This window comes from Campylobacter portucalensis, assembly GCF_009690845.1.
Lineage (GTDB): Bacteria > Campylobacterota > Campylobacteria > Campylobacterales > Campylobacteraceae > Campylobacter_B > Campylobacter_B portucalensis.
In genome coordinates, this window is record NZ_VWSJ01000036.1 from 1 (window position 1) to 17,363 (window position 17,363).

Here is a 17,363-nt window from a genome sequence, read left to right on the forward strand (position 1 = left end):
AAATTCATTATTATTATTGAAAGTAGTTTGGAAAATTTGAAAATGTGTTAAATTTATAAATTTAGTGATATAATTACGATTTTTAAAAGGAGTATTATGAAAAGAGTTGGAATCATTGGCGGAATGGGATCTTTAGCAAGTGTTGATTTATACAAAAAAATAGTATCTTTAACTCCAGCCAAATGTGATCAAGATCATATATTAATAACTATAGATAATAACGCCAAAATACCAGATAGAAGTGCATATATTTTTAGAAAAGATGAGAGTGTGCAAAATCCATTACCGTTTTTGATAGATAGCGTAAAAAGGCTTGAAAATTCAGGTTGCGATGGGTTTTGTATAGCGTGTAATACGGCTCACTTTTTTGCTGATGAGTTAGTAAAATACACAAAAATGAAATTTTTAAATATGCCACAAATCACAACTAAAAATATTAAAAATAGCTATCCAAATGCTAAAAAAGTAGCAGTTATAGCGACAATTGGTACAAGAAAAACAGGAATTTATAATAAATTTTTAGATGAATTAGGGCTAGAGAGCATAGAAATTTCTAATCAAATAGAGCAAAACATAATGGATTGCATTTATAAAGGTGTAAAGGCTGGCAGGATAGATGAATATAAGGAAATTTTTAGAGATAGTATCAAAAAAATAGAAGCTGATGTTTTTATAGCTGCTTGCACTGAAATACCGATATTAATGCAATATTTAGATGATGATTCTAAATTTGTGGATGCAACAAATGAGCTTGCAAAAGAGGTTGTTGAATTTGCAAATAGTTAGAGTTTGGAAATAGTGTTAAATTTGGGCTTTGTTTTGTAAATTTGCTTTAATATATATAGAGAATATAAAATTTATTTTATAAAGATAATCTCAAATTTATGCTTTAAATTTAAACACTCTTTCAACAAAAAAGTGTTTAAATTCTGCTTTTTTTGTGTTAAATTTAAAGGCTCTAGCCTGATTCTATAAGTATATTTTTGTTTATCTAAACTCACGCTCTTTAAAATATGATTTAAATTTTCTCTAATGGCATTAATTTAAAAATCTTTGCTCTATTTGCAGTTGTGCGTAAAGCGAAGTTATTGGCTAAAATGGCTTTAATTTAACTCTATATAAATTATCTATCTAAAAATAGAAAAATAATTGTTTATGATGTTATGATTGATACTTGCAGTATTGATAATTTTTATTATATTATAGTGATTAGTTTAGACTTTTGTATTATTTTTAAGGATTAAATTTGTTATATTGAGGATAAAGGATTTTTTATCTTTATCATATAAAACAGATTCCTTTTAAATTAATGCATATTATTGATAATTTTTAAAAGCTTATAAAATTAAATAAAATTATAAATTTTGATAAAAATAGTGATAAAAAGAGTATTATAAAAATACTCTTTTATGATAAAATTTTTATTTATCATTAACCTCTTTTATAGTGCTTGAATTTACACTATTTTAATACTATTTATCTTATCTCCAGCTCTTATACTATCAACTACGTCAAGACCTTCAATTACTTTGCCAAATACCGTATGAACGCCATTTAAATGAGGTTGTGGCGAGTGGCATATAAAAAACTGACTCCCACCTGTATCTCTTCCAGCGTGAGCCATAGATAAACTTCCTCTTTCGTGTTTTTTAGTTTGGTTATCACATTCACATTTTATTCTATGTCCTGGCCCACCTGTACCAGTGCCATAAGGACATCCACCCTGAATAACAAAATTTGGTATAACTCTATGAAAATTTAATCCATCATAAAAACCATCATTTGCTAAATGTATGAAATTTGCAACCGTTTGTGGGGCTTCATCAGGGTAAAGTTCTAGCTTCATTTCCCCTTTTTCTGTTTCAATGATAGCAAATTTGCTATTCATAACCTCGTCGTTTATCTCATAAGTTTTTAAATTTTCCATTGTTTTTCCTTTTTGAATTTAAGCTATATTTGTATAAACAGCTTGAACATCATCGTCATCTTCAAGTTTGTCTATTAATTTTTCTATATTTTCAAGATCTTCATCGCTAAATTTATGCTTATCATTTGCTATAAATTTTAACCCCGCACTTATGATTTCAAGACCCAATTTTTCTATGCCATTATTTAACTCGCCAAAGCTTTCATATTCGCCATAAATTATTAAAGAATTCTCACCATCTTCATCTTCATTTTTTTCTAATAAAGTCATTCCATAATCAATCAATTCTAATTCCAACTCGTCTAAATCGCTTATTGGTATTTTTACTTCAAAAACTGCTTTTCTTGAAAACATATATGAAAGGCTTCCGACTGGTAAAAACTCTCCTCCATTTTTAGAAAAAATTGATTTTATATTTGCAACTGTTCTGGTTGAATTTTCAGTTGCACACTCCACTATAATAAGGCATCCATGAGGACCTCTGCCGTCGTAGTGGATTGTTTGTATATTTAGACTATCTTTTTCGCTAGCTCTTTTAATTGCAGCGTCTATGTTGGCTTTAGGCATATTTTGTGCTTTTGCAGTAGCGATTGCTGATCTTAATTTTGGATTCATATCAGGATCGCTTCCGCCTTCTTTTGCAGCTAGTGTAATTGCTTTACCAAGTTTAGGAAAAATTCTACTCATCTTCCCCCATCTAGCTTCTTTTGCAGCTCTTCTATACTCAAACGCTCTTCCCATTTAAATTCCTTAAATAAAAATTTGAGAAATTATATCACACAAAGTCTTAAATTTAGTAAAATGAAATTAATATTAAAAAATAGTTTAAGCAATAAATTTATAATTATGAGAAAATTTAAAGGGGCTAAAATGAGAAGATTTAAGGCTTTAAATATACATTGTCAAAATTGTGCAAATACCATAAAAAACTATCTAGAAGATGATTTTGGAGATGTTGAAGTAGATGTTCAAAATGGTGTTGTGAATTTAAAAATAGATGATGAAAACGTGGAAAATTTTAAAAACAGTATGAAAGAAATAGGTTTTGAAATAGAAAAGGAAATTTGATGATCATTAGATACAACATCGTTGGTATGAGTTGTGTAAATTGCTCAAACGCAGTTGAAAAAGTCGTTAAAAAAATAGATGGCGTATCTAATGCAAATGTGAGTTTTGCTTCAAGCTATGGTGAATTTGAAGTAAGAGATACCAAAGTAGCAGATAAGGTAAGACAAAAAATAGAAAAACTTGGTTATGAGATAGCCACAAATTATGAAGAATTAGAAGAAAAAAAGGCAAAAAATTTAAAAATTTTACAGTCAAAATTGATTTTATCAGTTATTTTAAGCACTGTTTTAATGGTTTTGCATATGTTTTTGAATCATAGTTTTTTAAATTTAATGCTTCAATTTTTAATATCTTTTGTTGTGATTTTTTATTGCGGTAAAAATTTCTTTACCAATGCTTTTAAAGCCCTTAAAAATATAAATTTTGATATGAATGTGTTGGTTAGTTTAGGAGTTTTTTCATCTTTTACTTACTCTACTTTCGTGTTGGTTTTTAATAAATTTATTGAACAAAAATTTATAAATTTTTACTTTGAATCAGCTTGTATGATAGTAACTTTTATTTTAATAGGCAAATTTTTAGAAGAGAAATCAAAACTAAAAGCAAATGATTATATTAAAACTCTTCTTGATTTAACCCCTAAAATAGCACTTTTAATTAAATCTGATGGAACTAGTGAAGAAATTTTGGCTTCAAATTTAAAATTAGATGATGTTGTGATAGTAAAAAGCGGTATGAATATACCTGGAGATGGGATTATTATAGAAGGTGGTGCAGAGATAGATACCTCTATTTTAAGCGGAGAGAGTATGCCTGTTTTTAGGGGCGTGGGGGATTTTGTGAATGCGGGCTGTATTAATACAAATGGAGTAATTAATATAAAAATCACAAAACAAAATCACGAGACTTTGCTAGCTAGAATGACTAAGCTTTTGAGCGAAGCAAATGCAAAAAAAATGCCGATCTCAAGGCTTACTGATAAGGTTGCAAATATATTTGTTCCATTCGTAATTTGCATTAGTTTTTTTACATTTTTGATTTGGTTTTTAGTGGGAAATATCTCAAATGCTATTATGTGTGCAATATCTGTTTTGGTTATTTCTTGCCCTTGTGCTTTGGGTCTAGCAGTGCCAATTTCTATAGTTTGTGCTTTATCAAATTTAGCTAAAAATGGCGTTTTGGTTAAAAATCCTGAAATTTTAGAAAATTTAAAAGATGTAAAAAATATCATTTTTGATAAAACAGGTACTTTAACTAAGGGCGAAATTACGGTTTATAGCACAAATTTAAGTGATGATATTTTAAATGAAGTGGCAAATATAGAGCTTTTAAGCGAGCATTTGATTTCAAAAGCTGTTGTAAATTTTGCAAAGAATAAAAATTTAAAGATAAAAAAACCAAATGTTGAGTTTGAAAATTTGATAGGTTTTGGTATAAAGGCTGGAGAAATTTTGGTTGGAAATTTAGAACTATTAAATAAATTTGGAGTTATTGTAAAAAATGATTTTCAAAGATACCTAGATAGTGGTTTTGGGGTTATTTTGGTAGCAAAAAATTTAAAATACGAAGGATTTATAATCTTAAGTGATGAGTTAAATAGTAGTGCAAAAGAGCTTTTAAATTTTCTAAGAAAAGAAAATATAAACTCAGCAATGCTTACAGGAGATAATGAAAAAGTAGCAAATTTTATAGCTGAAAAACTAAATATAGATAAAATTTATGCAAACGCCCTACCTCAAGATAAGTCAAAAATTGTTGAGAAATATCGCCAAAATCAAGGTTTTACGATATTTGTTGGTGATGGTGTTAATGATGGACTTTCTTTAAAAATGGCAGATGTCGGTATAGCTATGAGCGGAGGTAGCGATATAGCAAAGGGAGCTGGAGATGCAATATTAATTGGAAATAATTTACTCGGAATTAAAAATTTAATTATCTCATCAAATAAAACTATGAAAATTATTAAACAAAATTTATTTTGGGCGTTTTTTTATAATATATTTTGCATACCTCTTGCTACTGGATTGTTTTTTAAATTTGGATTTTATTTAGAGCCGTATTTTGCAGCACTTGCTATGAGTTTTAGCTCTATTTTTGTTGTTTTAAATTCATTAAAACTAAAGTATAAAAAATTGTTGTATAGTTAATTTTGATGTTTAGAGATAAAGTTTGCATATTATTTTAAAATAACCTTAATGTAAAATTTAAGAATAAAATTTATGTAAAAATTTTAAAATATTTTGGTAGAATACGTATATTTTGATAAAGGATTTGATATGAAATTTCTTGATGATTATGAAAAAAGTGTAAAAGATAGAAAAGTTTTAAACATTCCGCCGCTTCCATTAGACAAAGAACAGACGATAAATCTTTGTGAATTATTAAAACAAAATGGCGAAAAACAAAGTTTGCTTATATCTTTGTTGAAAAATAGAGTAAATCCAGGCGTTGATGATTCGGCAAAAATCAAGGCTGAATTTTTAAATGAGATTTTAAATCACAATCTACAAATAGAAGGAATTTCAAAACAAGATGCTATAGATATGCTTCAAACTATGCTTGGCGGTTATAATGTTATAGTTTTGATAGCCTGTTTGAAAAATAGCGATTTAGAAGTGGCTAAAAAAGCAAGTTTGGCGTTGAAAGATACTATTTTTGTGCATGATTATTTTAATGATATAGTTTCTTTAGCAAAAGATGGAAATGAATTTGCACTTGATGTTATAAAAAGTTGGGCAAATGCTGAGTGGTTTTTAAAAAGACCCGAAATTTCACAAAAAATAGAAGCTATAGTTTTTAAGGTTGCAGGCGAAACAAATACTGATGATTTAAGCCCTGCAAGTGAGGCTTTTAGTAGAAGTGATATACCACTTCACGCAAATGCTATGCTTGTAAGAAGACAGCCTGGTAGTATTGATAAGATTAATGAGCTTAAGAAAAGTGGGCGAGAGATTGCTTATGTTGGCGATGTGGTTGGTACAGGAAGCAGTAGAAAAAGCGGTATCAACTCTATACAATGGCATCTAGGAAAAGAAATTTATGGCATACCAAATAAAAAAACAGGCGGAATTATAATAGGTACAACTATTGCACCGATATTTTTTAATACAGCCGAAGATAGCGGAGCCTTACCAATAATTTCTGATGTTTCAAATTTAAATATGGGCGATGAGATTGAAATTTATCCATATGATGGAAAAATAGTTAAAAATGGCGAAGTTGTAAGCAAATTTAATCTAATACCAAATACAATCTATGATGAAGTTAGGGCAGGGGGGCGAATTCCTTTAATTATAGGAAAATCACTTTGTAAAAAATCAAGAGAGTTTTTAAATTTAGAAGAAGAAGATATTTTTATTAAACCTTCTCAACCAAAAGATGATGAAAATTTAGGCTACACTTTAGCACAAAAAATGATAGGAAAAGCTTGCGGATTAGATGGCGTTAGACCTGGAATGTATGTTGAGGCTACTACTTTAACAGTTGGTTCTCAAGACACCACAGGACCGATGACAAGAGATGAGATAAAAGAGCTTGCTAGTTTAGGATTTGGGGCTGATTTCGTGCTTCAAAGTTTTTGTCATACAGCAGCTTATCCAAAGCCAAGTGATGCGATAACTCATAAAACTTTACCTAAATTTATGAGTGATAGAGGCGGAGTTTCTTTAAAGCCAGGAGATGGGGTAATTCATTCATGGCTTAATAGAATGGTTTTGCCTGATAGTGTTGGCACGGGTGGGGATTCTCACACTAGATTTCCAATAGGTATAAGTTTTCCAGCAGGAAGTGGGCTAGTGGCTTTTGCAGCGGTAACTGGAGCGATGCCTTTAAATGTTCCTGAGTCAGTTTTGGTTAAATTTAAAGGAAATTTACAGCCAGGAATTACTTTAAGAGATTTAGTAAATGCGATTCCATATTATGCTATAAAGCAAGGTCTTTTAACAGTTGAAAAACAAAATAAAAAAAATGTTTTTGCAGGTAAGATTATAGAGATTGAAGGCTTAGGGGATTTAAAGGTTGAGCAAGCTTTTGAGTTAAGCGATGCAAGTGCTGAAAGAAGTTCAGCAGCGTGCGTGGTAAATTTAAATAAAGAGCCTATTATAGAATATATTAAATCAAATATAACTTTAATTGATGCAATGATAGAAGCTGGTTATGAAAGCAAAGCTACGCTAGAGCGAAGAAAAGAAAAAATGCTTAAATGGCTTAAAAATCCAACTCTTTTAAAAGCTGATGAAAATGCTAAGTATTCAGAAATTATTGAGATAAATTTAGATGAGATTACTGAGCCGATTTTAGCGTGTCCAAATGATCCTGATGATGTGGCAACTTTGAGTGAAGTTTTAAATGATGAAAAAAGACCTAAAAATATAGATGAAGTTTTTGTGGGAAGTTGTATGACAAATATCGGGCATTATAGAGCTTTAGGAGAAGTTTTAAGAGGCGAGGGGCAAGTTCCAACTAGGCTTTGGGTAGTTCCACCAACAATTATGGATGAAAGAAAACTAAAAGAAGAGGGTTATTACTCATTATTTGGTGCAGCTGGTGCTAGAACTGAGGTTCCTGGGTGTTCATTGTGTATGGGAAATCAAGCAAGAGTAGCTGATGGGGCGATAGTGTTTTCAACATCAACTAGAAATTTTGATAATAGAATGGGGCTAGGAGCACAAGTTTATCTAGGAAGTGCTGAGTTAGCTGCCGTGTGTGCTATTTTAGGTAGGATTCCAACAAAAGATGAGTATTTAGAGATAGTTCCTAGAAAGCTTGATGGTAAAGAAGATGAAATTTATAGATATTTGAATTTTAATGAAATTTTAGAATTTACATTATGAGTTTTAATGCAAATTTAGCCATAATTTTATATTTTTAATTTTAAAACTCTATTTTTATGATAAAATAGCATTATTTTTTTAAGGTTTAAAAATGGTAAAATTTATGCTCTTTTTTATACTTTCTATAATCTTGCCTGCTAGTTTTTTAAGTGCAGGTGAGGTTTGTCAAATATTAAAAGATGATCCAAATTATTTTTTAAATAAGCAAGATTATGAAGATTTAGAATTTTTAAATGATGAAATGATTTGTGAGGCGGATTTTTTGCAAAATTTAAATGAAATTGCATTAAAAATTCGTGGTTTAAATGTAGATTGTGATGGAAGTATGGCATTTTTTTTAAAAAAAGAATTTAAACGAAAAATTCTAAAAGCTCTTTATCTTCCTGAAATTTATAAAAAAAGCCTAAAAGATACAGATTTTAGCGATGAAATTTCAAGCAGAAATTTTTTGCAAAGTTGGTCATTAAAAAGCTTAGATAATTATATTGCTTATCAGAAATTTAACTCTGCTTACAATACTTCTTTTCAATCATTAGTAAATTTTTATAAAAAAATATACGATGAAGCAAGTGCTGTGTTTTTAGCAAAAAAAGTAGCAAATGAGTTTTTAAAATTTGCTGGCGGAGATAAGATAAATTTCAAAATGGATGAATTTGAGGATATTTTATCAAGTAAATATCTGGATGAAAAAATGCTTATAGAATATATATATGAGCATAAGAATTTAAATTTAAACAAAGCCCTAAAAATCTCTATCTTAAAAAAGAGGAATTTTGATTTTATAAACTATATTTTAGATTTAGGAGCTGTTATAAATGAAGGTCACGAGAGTGCTTTATTTTACGCTTTGAAAGATTTAAATATGGTTAAATTTTTACTTAAAAAAGGAGCAGATATAAACTATAAAAATAGCTTTGGTAAAACTGTTCTTTTTTATGCCGTTGAATTTAAAGATAAAGATTTGGTTAAATTTTTGATTACAAATAAAGCAGATGTAAATGCTAAAATAATATCTAATTATGAAAAATCATCCATCAACTCATCAAATTTAAAATTTTGTGCGTTAAATCACACTTCAAAAAGCGTTTTAATGCACGCAGCAAAATACTCAAATTTAGAAATTGTAAAAATTTTAATACAAAATGGTGCAAAAATAGATGAAAGTGATGATATGGGTTATAATTTAGCTGATTGGGCGTGGCAAAATAAAGATAAGTATGTATTTTTGTATGTTGAAAATTTAGGAATCAAAAAAAATAAATTTAAAGGAGAATATGATGAGTAAAACTATTTTTATAACAGGAGCTACGTCTGGATTTGGAGAGGCGATTGCTAGAAAATTTGGACAAAATGGTTATAACTTAATAATTTTGGGGCGTCGCAAAGATAGACTTCAAAATCTTACTAATGAATTTAAAGATATCAAAATTCATCAAATTTGTGCTGATGTTAGAGACAAAGAAGCGATTTTTGATGCTATTGAAAATTTACCAGATGAGTTTAAAAATATCGATATTTTGGTTAATAATGCAGGTCTTGCTTTGGGGCAAGATAAATTTATGCAAGCAAATTTAGATGATTTTGAAGTAATGATAGATACAAATATAAAAGGCGTTATTTACGTTACAAAAGCTACTTTACCATACATAAAAAAGGGTGGTTTTATAGCTAATATCGGTTCTGTTGCTGGAAATTGGAGTTATGAGGGATCAAGTGTTTATGGATCGAGTAAAGCTTTTATTAGGCAGTTTAGTTTAAATTTAAGAAATGATTTAAAAGGAACAGGTATAAGAGTAACAAATATCGAACCAGGTCTTTGTAAAACAGAATTTAGTATAATTAGATTTAAAGGAGATATAAAAAAAGCTAATAGCATATACGAAAATACTCAATTTATCAAGGCTAGCGACATTGCTAGAATAGTTTTTGAGATATCTCAACTACCGCAAAATTTAAATATAAATACTATCGAAGTTATGGCTACAACTCAGAGTTGGGCTGGATTTTATAATGAAAAGTTGGATTAAATTTTGAGTTTTTGCAAACATTTAGGTGAGTGTGGGAGTTGCACTTTAAATTTATCCTATAATGAACAAATAAATTTAAAGCTAAGTTTTATAAAAGATAAATTTAGAGATTTGTATAGTGGGGATTTTGAGTTTTTTACTTCTAAGACAAAAGGCTATAGAATAAGAGCTGAGTTTGGAATTTTTCACGAAAAAAATGATCTTTTTTATACGATGAATGGCTTAAATACTCGCTATTTAAAGATTAATGAATGCCCAAAAGTGGATATTAAAATATCAAATTTAATGCCAAATTTATTAAATGCTTTAAAGGGTGATGAGAGGCTTAAATTTAAAGCTTTTGGGACTGAGTTTATCGCTACAAATCACGATATTTTAGTGGTTTTACTCTATCATAGAGATATTTATGAGATTAAAGAAAATTTAGAAAATTTAGCTAAAAATTTAGGTATAAATTTAATAGCAAGAAGTAGGGGCAAAAAGCTTATTTTTGGAAGTGAAATTCTAAACGAAAGCTTTTTTATAAAGGGGCGTGAGTTTAAATACACTTTTGAAAGTGGAGCTTTTATTCAGCCAAATAAAAGCGTAAATGAGAAGATGATTAGTTGGGTTTTAGATAATATTAAAAGTCCAAAAGATCTGTTAGAGATGTATTGTGGGCACGGAAATTTCACTATTCCTTTAAGTTTTAAATTTAATAAAGTCTTAGCAAATGAAATTAGCAAAAATGCCATCAAAAATGCTAAAATCAACGCTTTGCAAAATAACGCTTTAAATTTAGATTTTCTTAGAATTAGTAGCGAAGAGTTAATGAGTGCTTTTAATGGAGCTAAATTTAACCGCTTAAATGATATTGATTTAAATGAGTTTGATTTTAGCCATATTTTAGTTGATCCACCTCGTGCTGGACTTGATGGAAGCGTTATAAATTTTATAAAAAATTATGAAAATATAATTTATATTTCGTGTAATCCCCTAACACTGCACGAAAATTTAAAAGAAATTTGCAAAACTCATAAGATATTAAATTTTGCTATTTTTGATCAATTTGTTAATACAAATCATATTGAGTGCGGGGTGATTTTAAGGAGAGAGAATGATATTTGAAAAACAAGCTTACCAGCAAGAATGCATAAAAAACATCATAGAAGTTTTAAAAGATTTTAACTTTAAAACTCATTTAAATTTAGAAGAGTGTCTAAAAGATTTTTATAACTCAAATAAAACCTTAAATTTAGGCATTAGTCAAAACAAAAATCTTGATATTTTGATGGAGACAGGCACAGGAAAAACATTTACTTATATAAATGCAATTTATGAAATTCATAAAATTTATAACCAAAATAAATTTATAATTTTTGTTCCAAGAAAAGCGATTTTAGAAAGCGTTAAACAGAATTTAAAACTTACAAAAGAGTATTTTTATGCTATTTATAAAACTCATCTTAAAATTTATGAGTATAAAGATGAAAAAAGCATATCAAATATCATAAATCACTACATAAACGACCACAAAGAGCTAAGCGTTTTACTTCTAACAAGTAGTGCTATAAATAAAAAAGATAATCACTTAAACAGACAAAAAGAAACCCTTTTTCACAAAGGAAGCGTTTTAGATAGTATTGCTGATTTAAGACCTATCTCATTTATAGACGAACCGCATCTTTTAAAAGGAGATAAATTTAAGGAGTATTTTTTTAAATTTAACTCACTTTATTTTCGTTTTGGTGCTACATTTCCAGATGGAGATGATAGATTGTCAAATTTAATTTATGCACTTGATAGCATAAGTGCTTTTAAAAGTTATTTAGTTAAGCAAATTTCAGTCCATACGATAATTGATAAAAATTTTAAACCTATATTAAAAGATATAAACGCAAAAACTAAAACCGCTACTTTTGAAACATATTTAAATGGTATAGCAAAAAAGGTGGATGTAAAATTAGATGATGATTTAGGACTTAAATTAAATAATAAAAATTTTAAAGACATAAAAATAAACTCTATAAAATCAAATAAGCTTTATTTAAGTAGCGGTGAAATATTAGAAAAAAGTAGTAGCTACTTACTTAGCCAAGATCAAATTTCAATTATGCTAGATAAAGCTATAGATTTGCATTTTCAAAAAGAAGAGAGACTTTTTAAGGAAAATATTAAGGCATTAAGTCTATTTTTTATACCAAATATATCAGATTTTAGAGGAAAAAATCCTTTTATAAAAGATGAATTTACTAGGCTTTATAAGCAAAAAAGAGAAGCAATTTTAAAAAATCCAAATTTAGATGAAGATTATAAGAAATATTTAGAAAATGATTTTGACAAAAATGGAGATTTGCAAGTTCTAAATGGCTATTTTAGCGGCGATAGTAAAGCAAAAGGAAATACTGAAGATAAAGAAGCAGATGATATTAGGCTTATTTTAGAAGATAAGGTTAATCTTTTAAATTTTAAAACTCCTCTTAGATTTATTTTTAGTGTTTGGGCTTTACAAGAAGGATGGGATAATCCAAATGTTTTTACTTTAGTTAAATTAGCAAGTTCATCGTCTGAGACTTCAAAACGCCAGCAAGTTGGCAGGGGGCTACGCCTTTGTGTAAATCAAAATGGCAAAAGAATTACGCAAAATTTAAACCCTCATAACTTTTATGATATAAACGCCCTTGATGTTGTGATAAATGCAAATGAAGGAACTTTTATAGCTGATTTGCAAAAAGAGATAGAAGAAACGAGTTTAAGTTTTAATGAAGAGAATTTAAAAGATAGCGATTTGTTTATGCTTAATAAGAGACAAAAAGTAAGACTTTTTACTCATTTAGAAGATTTAGGTTTAGTTAAATTTGATGAGATAAATGATACTTTTGAAATCATAACTCCACTTTTTGAGATTTGTAAAGATGATGATGTCATAAAAGAGCTACTAAAAGATAAATTTGATGAGTTTATAAAATTCATAACTCCTAGTCAAAACAAAGCCACACAAATCATAGATAAAAATAAAAAATCAAACTTAACTACCATTAGAAAAAATTTAGCAAAAGAGTTTAAAGAGCTTTGGAAAAGTATAAACACAAAAGCTTTAATTAGGTATGATGACATTGATACAAAAGAGCTTATTAGAGAGGTTACAACTAAATTTGATGAGATAGAAATAAAACCTAAAACTATAAAAATCACAAAAGAAACTTTTATTTCACAAACAAATACCATCCAAAAAGAGGAAATTTTACTAAGCAAATATAAATTAGGAGATGAATTTATTTTAGAAAATTTATCAAATTTTGCTAGCGAAAATTTATATCCACTTAGCTTTATAATTAAAATTTATAACCAAATTTCAAACAAAGAAAATTTCAAAAACGATTCAAATTTAGCTTTTAAAAATCTTAATTTTATCATAAAAGATATCGTTCATAAAAATATCATACATAAAGTTTGTTATGATTTTCAAGCTACCAATATCACTACAAAAACACCATTTTCATATCTTTACGATGCCAATGAAATGCCCAAAGATGAGATTGAAATTAATAAGCTAGGAAGATATGAAAGCCAAAATTCACCAAAAAATCACTATTTATATGATAAAGTCATTTATGATAGCCAAATAGAAAAAGATGTGATTGAAAATGAGGTTGATAAATTCAGTTCTAACACCATAAAAGTTTTTGCAAAATTACCTAAATTTAGCATTCCAACCCCATATAAAGAGTATGAGCCTGACTTTGCATATTTGATAGAAAATGATAGCGGCAAAAAGATATTTTTTATTTGCGAAACAAAAGGCTATGATAAATTTAGTGAGATTCCAAAAGATGAAGCTAAAAAAATCGATTATGCAAAACTCTTTTTTAAGACCCTTGATAAATATATCAAATCTCAAGGCATAAACGCTGATATTAAATTTAAAACTAGAATTAATAAACAAGCATTAATTGATATTTTAGGAGATTTAAAATGATAAAAAAAGATGACGCCTTAAAATTAAATGTTAAAATTTTAGAAAATAAGATGAGTGAAAAAGAAAAATTTATTGAAATTTTAAAATCAAATTTTCCATCCACATTTAAAGATGGTGAGATTTCTTTAAAAAGCATAGCCACTATCTTAGGAGTTAGTGAAAATTTAAATGGTTATGAGTTAAACTGGACGGGCAAAGCCTTAGCCAATGCACTTTACCAAGCCCCTTGTAAAAAAGATTTGAGTCTAATAAATACCGAGCCTAATGCACAAAATCATATCATCATAGGCGATAATTTAGACGCTTTAAAAATCCTAGATAAGGCCTATCACTCAAAAATAAAGATGATTTATATAGACCCGCCTTACAATACCAAAAACGAAAATTTCATCTATCCTGATGATTTTAGAAAAGACTATAAAGAAATTTTAAAAAACCTTGATTTGATAGAAATTGATGATGATGGAAACGAAGTCGTAAGCGAAACTCTAAATTTCATAAAAAATATCCAAAGTTCTAAAAGTCATAGCGGTTGGCTAAATTTTATGCTTCCACGCCTTAAACTTGCAAGAGATTTACTAAAAGATGATGGAGTTATATTTATCTCAATTGATGATAATGAAATGGCAAATCTGAAAATTTTATGTGATGAAATTTTTGGCGAGGATAATTTTATTGGAACTTTAATTTGGAAAAAAACTGAAAATATAAAAATGGATAGCAAGTATTTTTCAGAAAATAAAGATTATATTTTATGCTATAAAAAATATGATTTAGAAGGATTTAATAAAATTTTATCGGATAAAAGTCGCTATAAACTTGAAGATGAAAAAGGAAAATATTATCTTAGAAAATTAGATAGCAAAAGCAGTAGTTATTCAAAAGGTATGGATTATATAATTGAGCACGATGGTGTTAAATATTATGCAGGTGGTTCTTTTGAAAAATGGGAAAAACGACAAACAAGTGGAGCAAATAAAAAAGATAGTATTTGGCTGTGGTCTAAGGAGAAATTCGAGAAAGGATTAGCGGAAAATGAGATAGTATTTAAAAATGGAAATGTATATAATAAAGTAAGATATAATGGTATAGCTAAAAAGCCATATACTGACTTTTTAGATGTTTCATCAGGACAATCATCTCAAAAAAATTTAGATAAACTTTTTGATAATCGTAGAATTTTTGATCATCCTAAACCAATTTATTTGATATGTGAATTGCTTAAAATGACTACAAACCCAAACGATAATGACATTATCCTAGACTTTTTTGCAGGAAGTGGCACAACAGCACACGCTGTGATGGAACAAAATTTAGCCGATAATGGAAATCGCAAATTTATCTTAGTCCAACTTGATGAAAAAATTGATGAGAAAAAGAGTAAAACGGCGTATGATTTTTGTAAAGATGAGTTAAATTCACAAAACCCAGTTATTAGTGATATAACGATAGAAAGAGTTAAAAGAGTTATATCAAATTTAAACACCGATACTAAATTTAGCATTTATGAGATGAAAGATAAATCAAATTTAGTTTTAGAAAACGAGCAAATAAAGCTTAATTTATCAAATTTAAGTCCATTTGACACGGCTAGAAATATGCTTTTAATGTGCGGAAAAACTTTAGATAAAAGTATAGATGAGATTATACAAGATAAGCTATTTATTTGTGATGGAATTTTAGTTGTGATAGAAGGCGGTAAAAAAGTAGTTGAAAAATTAAGAGAGTATGAAGATAAAGAAGTTATTTTAAACGGCTTTGCAGATATTAGTTTTAGCGACTTTGAAAATATAAAAGTTATAGTAGGTGATAGCTTAAGAGTTGTTTTTTAAGGAAATTTATGACTATAAAAGAGATTTTAAAATTTTCAAAAAATATTGCAGTTGTGGGGCTTAGTCCTGATAAGAGTAAGCCAAGTCATTATGTGAGTAAATTTATGCAAGAAAAGGGCTATAAAATTTATCCGATTTATCCTAAATTTGATGAGATTTTAAATGAAAAAGTATATAGAAATTTAAGCGAGATAAAAGATGATATAGATATAGTTTTGATGTTTAGAAAAGCAGAATTTGCAAGTGAAATAATCGATGATGTTATAAATAAAGGGGCAAAAACCTTTTGGCTTCAGTTAGGTATAAAAAACGAAGAAGCTAAAATAAAAGCCCTAAATAAGGGCATAAATTTTATTGAGGATAAGTGTATAATGGTTGAGTATCAAAATATATTTTTAAAAAAATATATTAATATAGTGTAAATTTAAATAAAGGTGCTAAAAGCTAAGTCTATTTTGGTATAATAAATTTTTATCATTATAATAAGGAAATTTATGGTTGATTTAAATAAAATAGTTCAAGCAAAACGAACTATTGCAAATTTTATAGAAACTACTCCATTTGCTAAATCTTCAAAACTTAGCGAGTGTTTTAGTGCAAATGTATTTTTAAAAGAGGAAAACCTCCAAAGAACAGGTGCTTATAAAATTCGTGGTGCTTATAATATGATAGCAAATTTAAGCGATGAAGATAAGAAAAATGGCGTTATAGCAGCAAGTGCTGGAAATCACGCTCAAGGTGTAGCAATTAGTGCAAGAGAATTTGGCATAAGGGCTGTTATTGTTATGCCTGAAGCAACGCCACTTTTAAAAGTAGCAGGCACAAAAGCACTAGGTGCAGAAGTAATTTTAAAGGGCGATAATTTTGATGAAGCTTATGCTTGGGCTATTGATTATGCAAATAAAAAAGGTCTTGTGTTTGTTCATCCGTTTGATAATGTTTTTGTTCAAGCAGGACAAGGCACGATAGCTCTTGAGATGTTAGAAGATGTGCCTAATTTAGATTACATCGTGATACCAGTTGGCGGTGGCGGTCTTGCAAGTGGGGTTGCAAGTTGTGCTAAGCAAATTAATCCAAAAATAAAAGTTATAGCAGTTGGAGCTAAAGGTGCTCCTGCAATGTTTGATAGCTTTAATGCGAAAAAACAGATTAACTCAAAAAGCGTAAAAACGATAGCTGATGGGATATCTGTTCGTGATGCAAGTATCATAACTTTAGGTCATATTTTAGAGTGCGTTGATGAGTTTGTTCAAGTTGATGATGAAGAGATCGCAGGAGCTATTTTACATCTTTTGGAAGCTCAAAAAATAGTAGTTGAAGGTGCTGGTGCTGTTGGAGTGGCTGCACTTTTAAATTCTAAATTTAGCTACAAAAAAAATTCAAACATAGGCATTATTTTAAGTGGCGGAAATATAGATGTTCAAACTCTTAATATCATTATAGAAAAAGGGCTTATAAAATCATATAGAAAAATGGCAATTAGCGTAACATTAGTAGATAAGCCAGGTGCTTTGATGGGCTTAACAAATGCTTTAAAAAATGCTAATGCAAATATCGTAAAGATTGATTATGATAGATTTTCAACTCAGATAGATTATGGAGATGCAGTTATTACAATAACTCTTGAAACAAAAGGTAAATCTCATCAAGATGCTGTAAAGGCTGTATTAGAAGAAAAAGGTTATAAATTTAGACAAATTTTTTAATAAAGGGTAATTA

General features: G+C 28.6%; 13 protein-coding genes. 11 read left to right on the top strand and 2 right to left on the bottom strand.

Features of this window, described 5'->3' with window-relative positions; translation table 11 throughout:
- Positions 1 to 96: 96 nt before the first annotated feature.
- Positions 97 to 786: a cysteate racemase gene (gene cuyB, locus F1B92_RS07835; RefSeq protein WP_154571292.1), complete on the top strand. Its 690-nt coding sequence runs from the start codon at positions 97 to 99 to the stop codon at positions 784 to 786.
- Positions 787 to 1,456: 670 nt separating this feature from the next.
- On the opposite strand, the gene F1B92_RS07845 is transcribed toward cuyB, so the two are convergent.
- Together F1B92_RS07845 and F1B92_RS07850 are read right to left on the bottom strand one after the other, a co-directional pair.
- The gene (locus tag F1B92_RS07845; protein WP_154571294.1) at positions 1,457 to 1,927 is read right to left on the bottom strand and encodes a peptidylprolyl isomerase; all 471 of its coding nucleotides are present in this window, start codon (positions 1,925 to 1,927) and stop codon (positions 1,457 to 1,459) included.
- An 18-nt stretch (positions 1,928 to 1,945) separates the two neighbouring features.
- Positions 1,946 to 2,668, bottom strand: coding sequence for a YebC/PmpR family DNA-binding transcriptional regulator (locus F1B92_RS07850; RefSeq protein ID WP_154571295.1), 723 nt, complete (start codon positions 2,666 to 2,668; stop codon positions 1,946 to 1,948).
- Between the two features lie 129 nt (positions 2,669 to 2,797).
- Between F1B92_RS07850 and F1B92_RS07855 the strand changes: the two genes are divergently transcribed.
- The 10 genes from F1B92_RS07855 (at position 2,798) to ilvA (ending at position 17,350) form a co-directional block, all read left to right on the top strand.
- Entirely contained in the window at positions 2,798 to 2,995 is a 198-nt protein-coding gene (locus tag F1B92_RS07855) for a heavy-metal-associated domain-containing protein (protein ID WP_154571296.1), read from the top strand.
- Entirely contained in the window at positions 2,995 to 5,142 is a 2,148-nt protein-coding gene (locus F1B92_RS07860; RefSeq protein WP_229770979.1) for a heavy metal translocating P-type ATPase, read from the top strand. Before F1B92_RS07855 ends, F1B92_RS07860 begins: the two co-directional genes overlap by 1 nt.
- Positions 5,143 to 5,271: 129 nt before the next feature.
- Positions 5,272 to 7,827 (top strand): bifunctional aconitate hydratase 2/2-methylisocitrate dehydratase, encoded by a 2,556-nt coding sequence (locus F1B92_RS07865; RefSeq protein WP_154571297.1) that lies wholly within the window; start codon positions 5,272 to 5,274, stop codon positions 7,825 to 7,827.
- A 91-nt stretch (positions 7,828 to 7,918) separates the two neighbouring features.
- Complete coding sequence (locus tag F1B92_RS07870) at positions 7,919 to 9,112, top strand: ankyrin repeat domain-containing protein (protein ID WP_229770980.1); 1,194 nt, start codon at positions 7,919 to 7,921, stop codon at positions 9,110 to 9,112.
- Positions 9,105 to 9,854 carry an SDR family NAD(P)-dependent oxidoreductase gene (locus F1B92_RS07875; RefSeq protein WP_154571298.1) on the top strand — a complete coding sequence of 250 codons (750 nt, stop codon included), beginning with the start codon at positions 9,105 to 9,107 and terminating at the stop codon, positions 9,852 to 9,854. Before F1B92_RS07870 ends, F1B92_RS07875 begins: the two co-directional genes overlap by 8 nt.
- Positions 9,855 to 9,857: 3 nt before the next feature.
- Complete coding sequence (gene trmA, locus F1B92_RS07880) at positions 9,858 to 10,961, top strand: tRNA (uridine(54)-C5)-methyltransferase TrmA (RefSeq protein WP_154571299.1); 1,104 nt, start codon at positions 9,858 to 9,860, stop codon at positions 10,959 to 10,961.
- Positions 10,951 to 13,812: a restriction endonuclease gene (locus F1B92_RS07885; protein ID WP_154571300.1), complete on the top strand. Its 2,862-nt coding sequence runs from the start codon at positions 10,951 to 10,953 to the stop codon at positions 13,810 to 13,812. The genes trmA and F1B92_RS07885 overlap by 11 nt, the downstream gene beginning before the upstream one ends.
- A complete protein-coding gene (locus F1B92_RS07890) occupies positions 13,809 to 15,644 on the top strand; it encodes a site-specific DNA-methyltransferase (protein ID WP_154571301.1) in 1,836 nt (611 codons plus the stop codon). The genes F1B92_RS07885 and F1B92_RS07890 overlap by 4 nt, the downstream gene beginning before the upstream one ends.
- 8 nt (positions 15,645 to 15,652) lie before the next feature.
- On the top strand, positions 15,653 to 16,066 hold the full coding sequence (locus F1B92_RS07895) for a CoA-binding protein (RefSeq protein ID WP_154571302.1): 414 nt from the start codon (positions 15,653 to 15,655) through the stop codon (positions 16,064 to 16,066).
- Between the two features lie 72 nt (positions 16,067 to 16,138).
- A complete protein-coding gene (gene ilvA, locus F1B92_RS07900; protein WP_154571303.1) occupies positions 16,139 to 17,350 on the top strand; it encodes a threonine ammonia-lyase in 1,212 nt (403 codons plus the stop codon).
- Positions 17,351 to 17,363 lie beyond the last annotated feature (13 nt).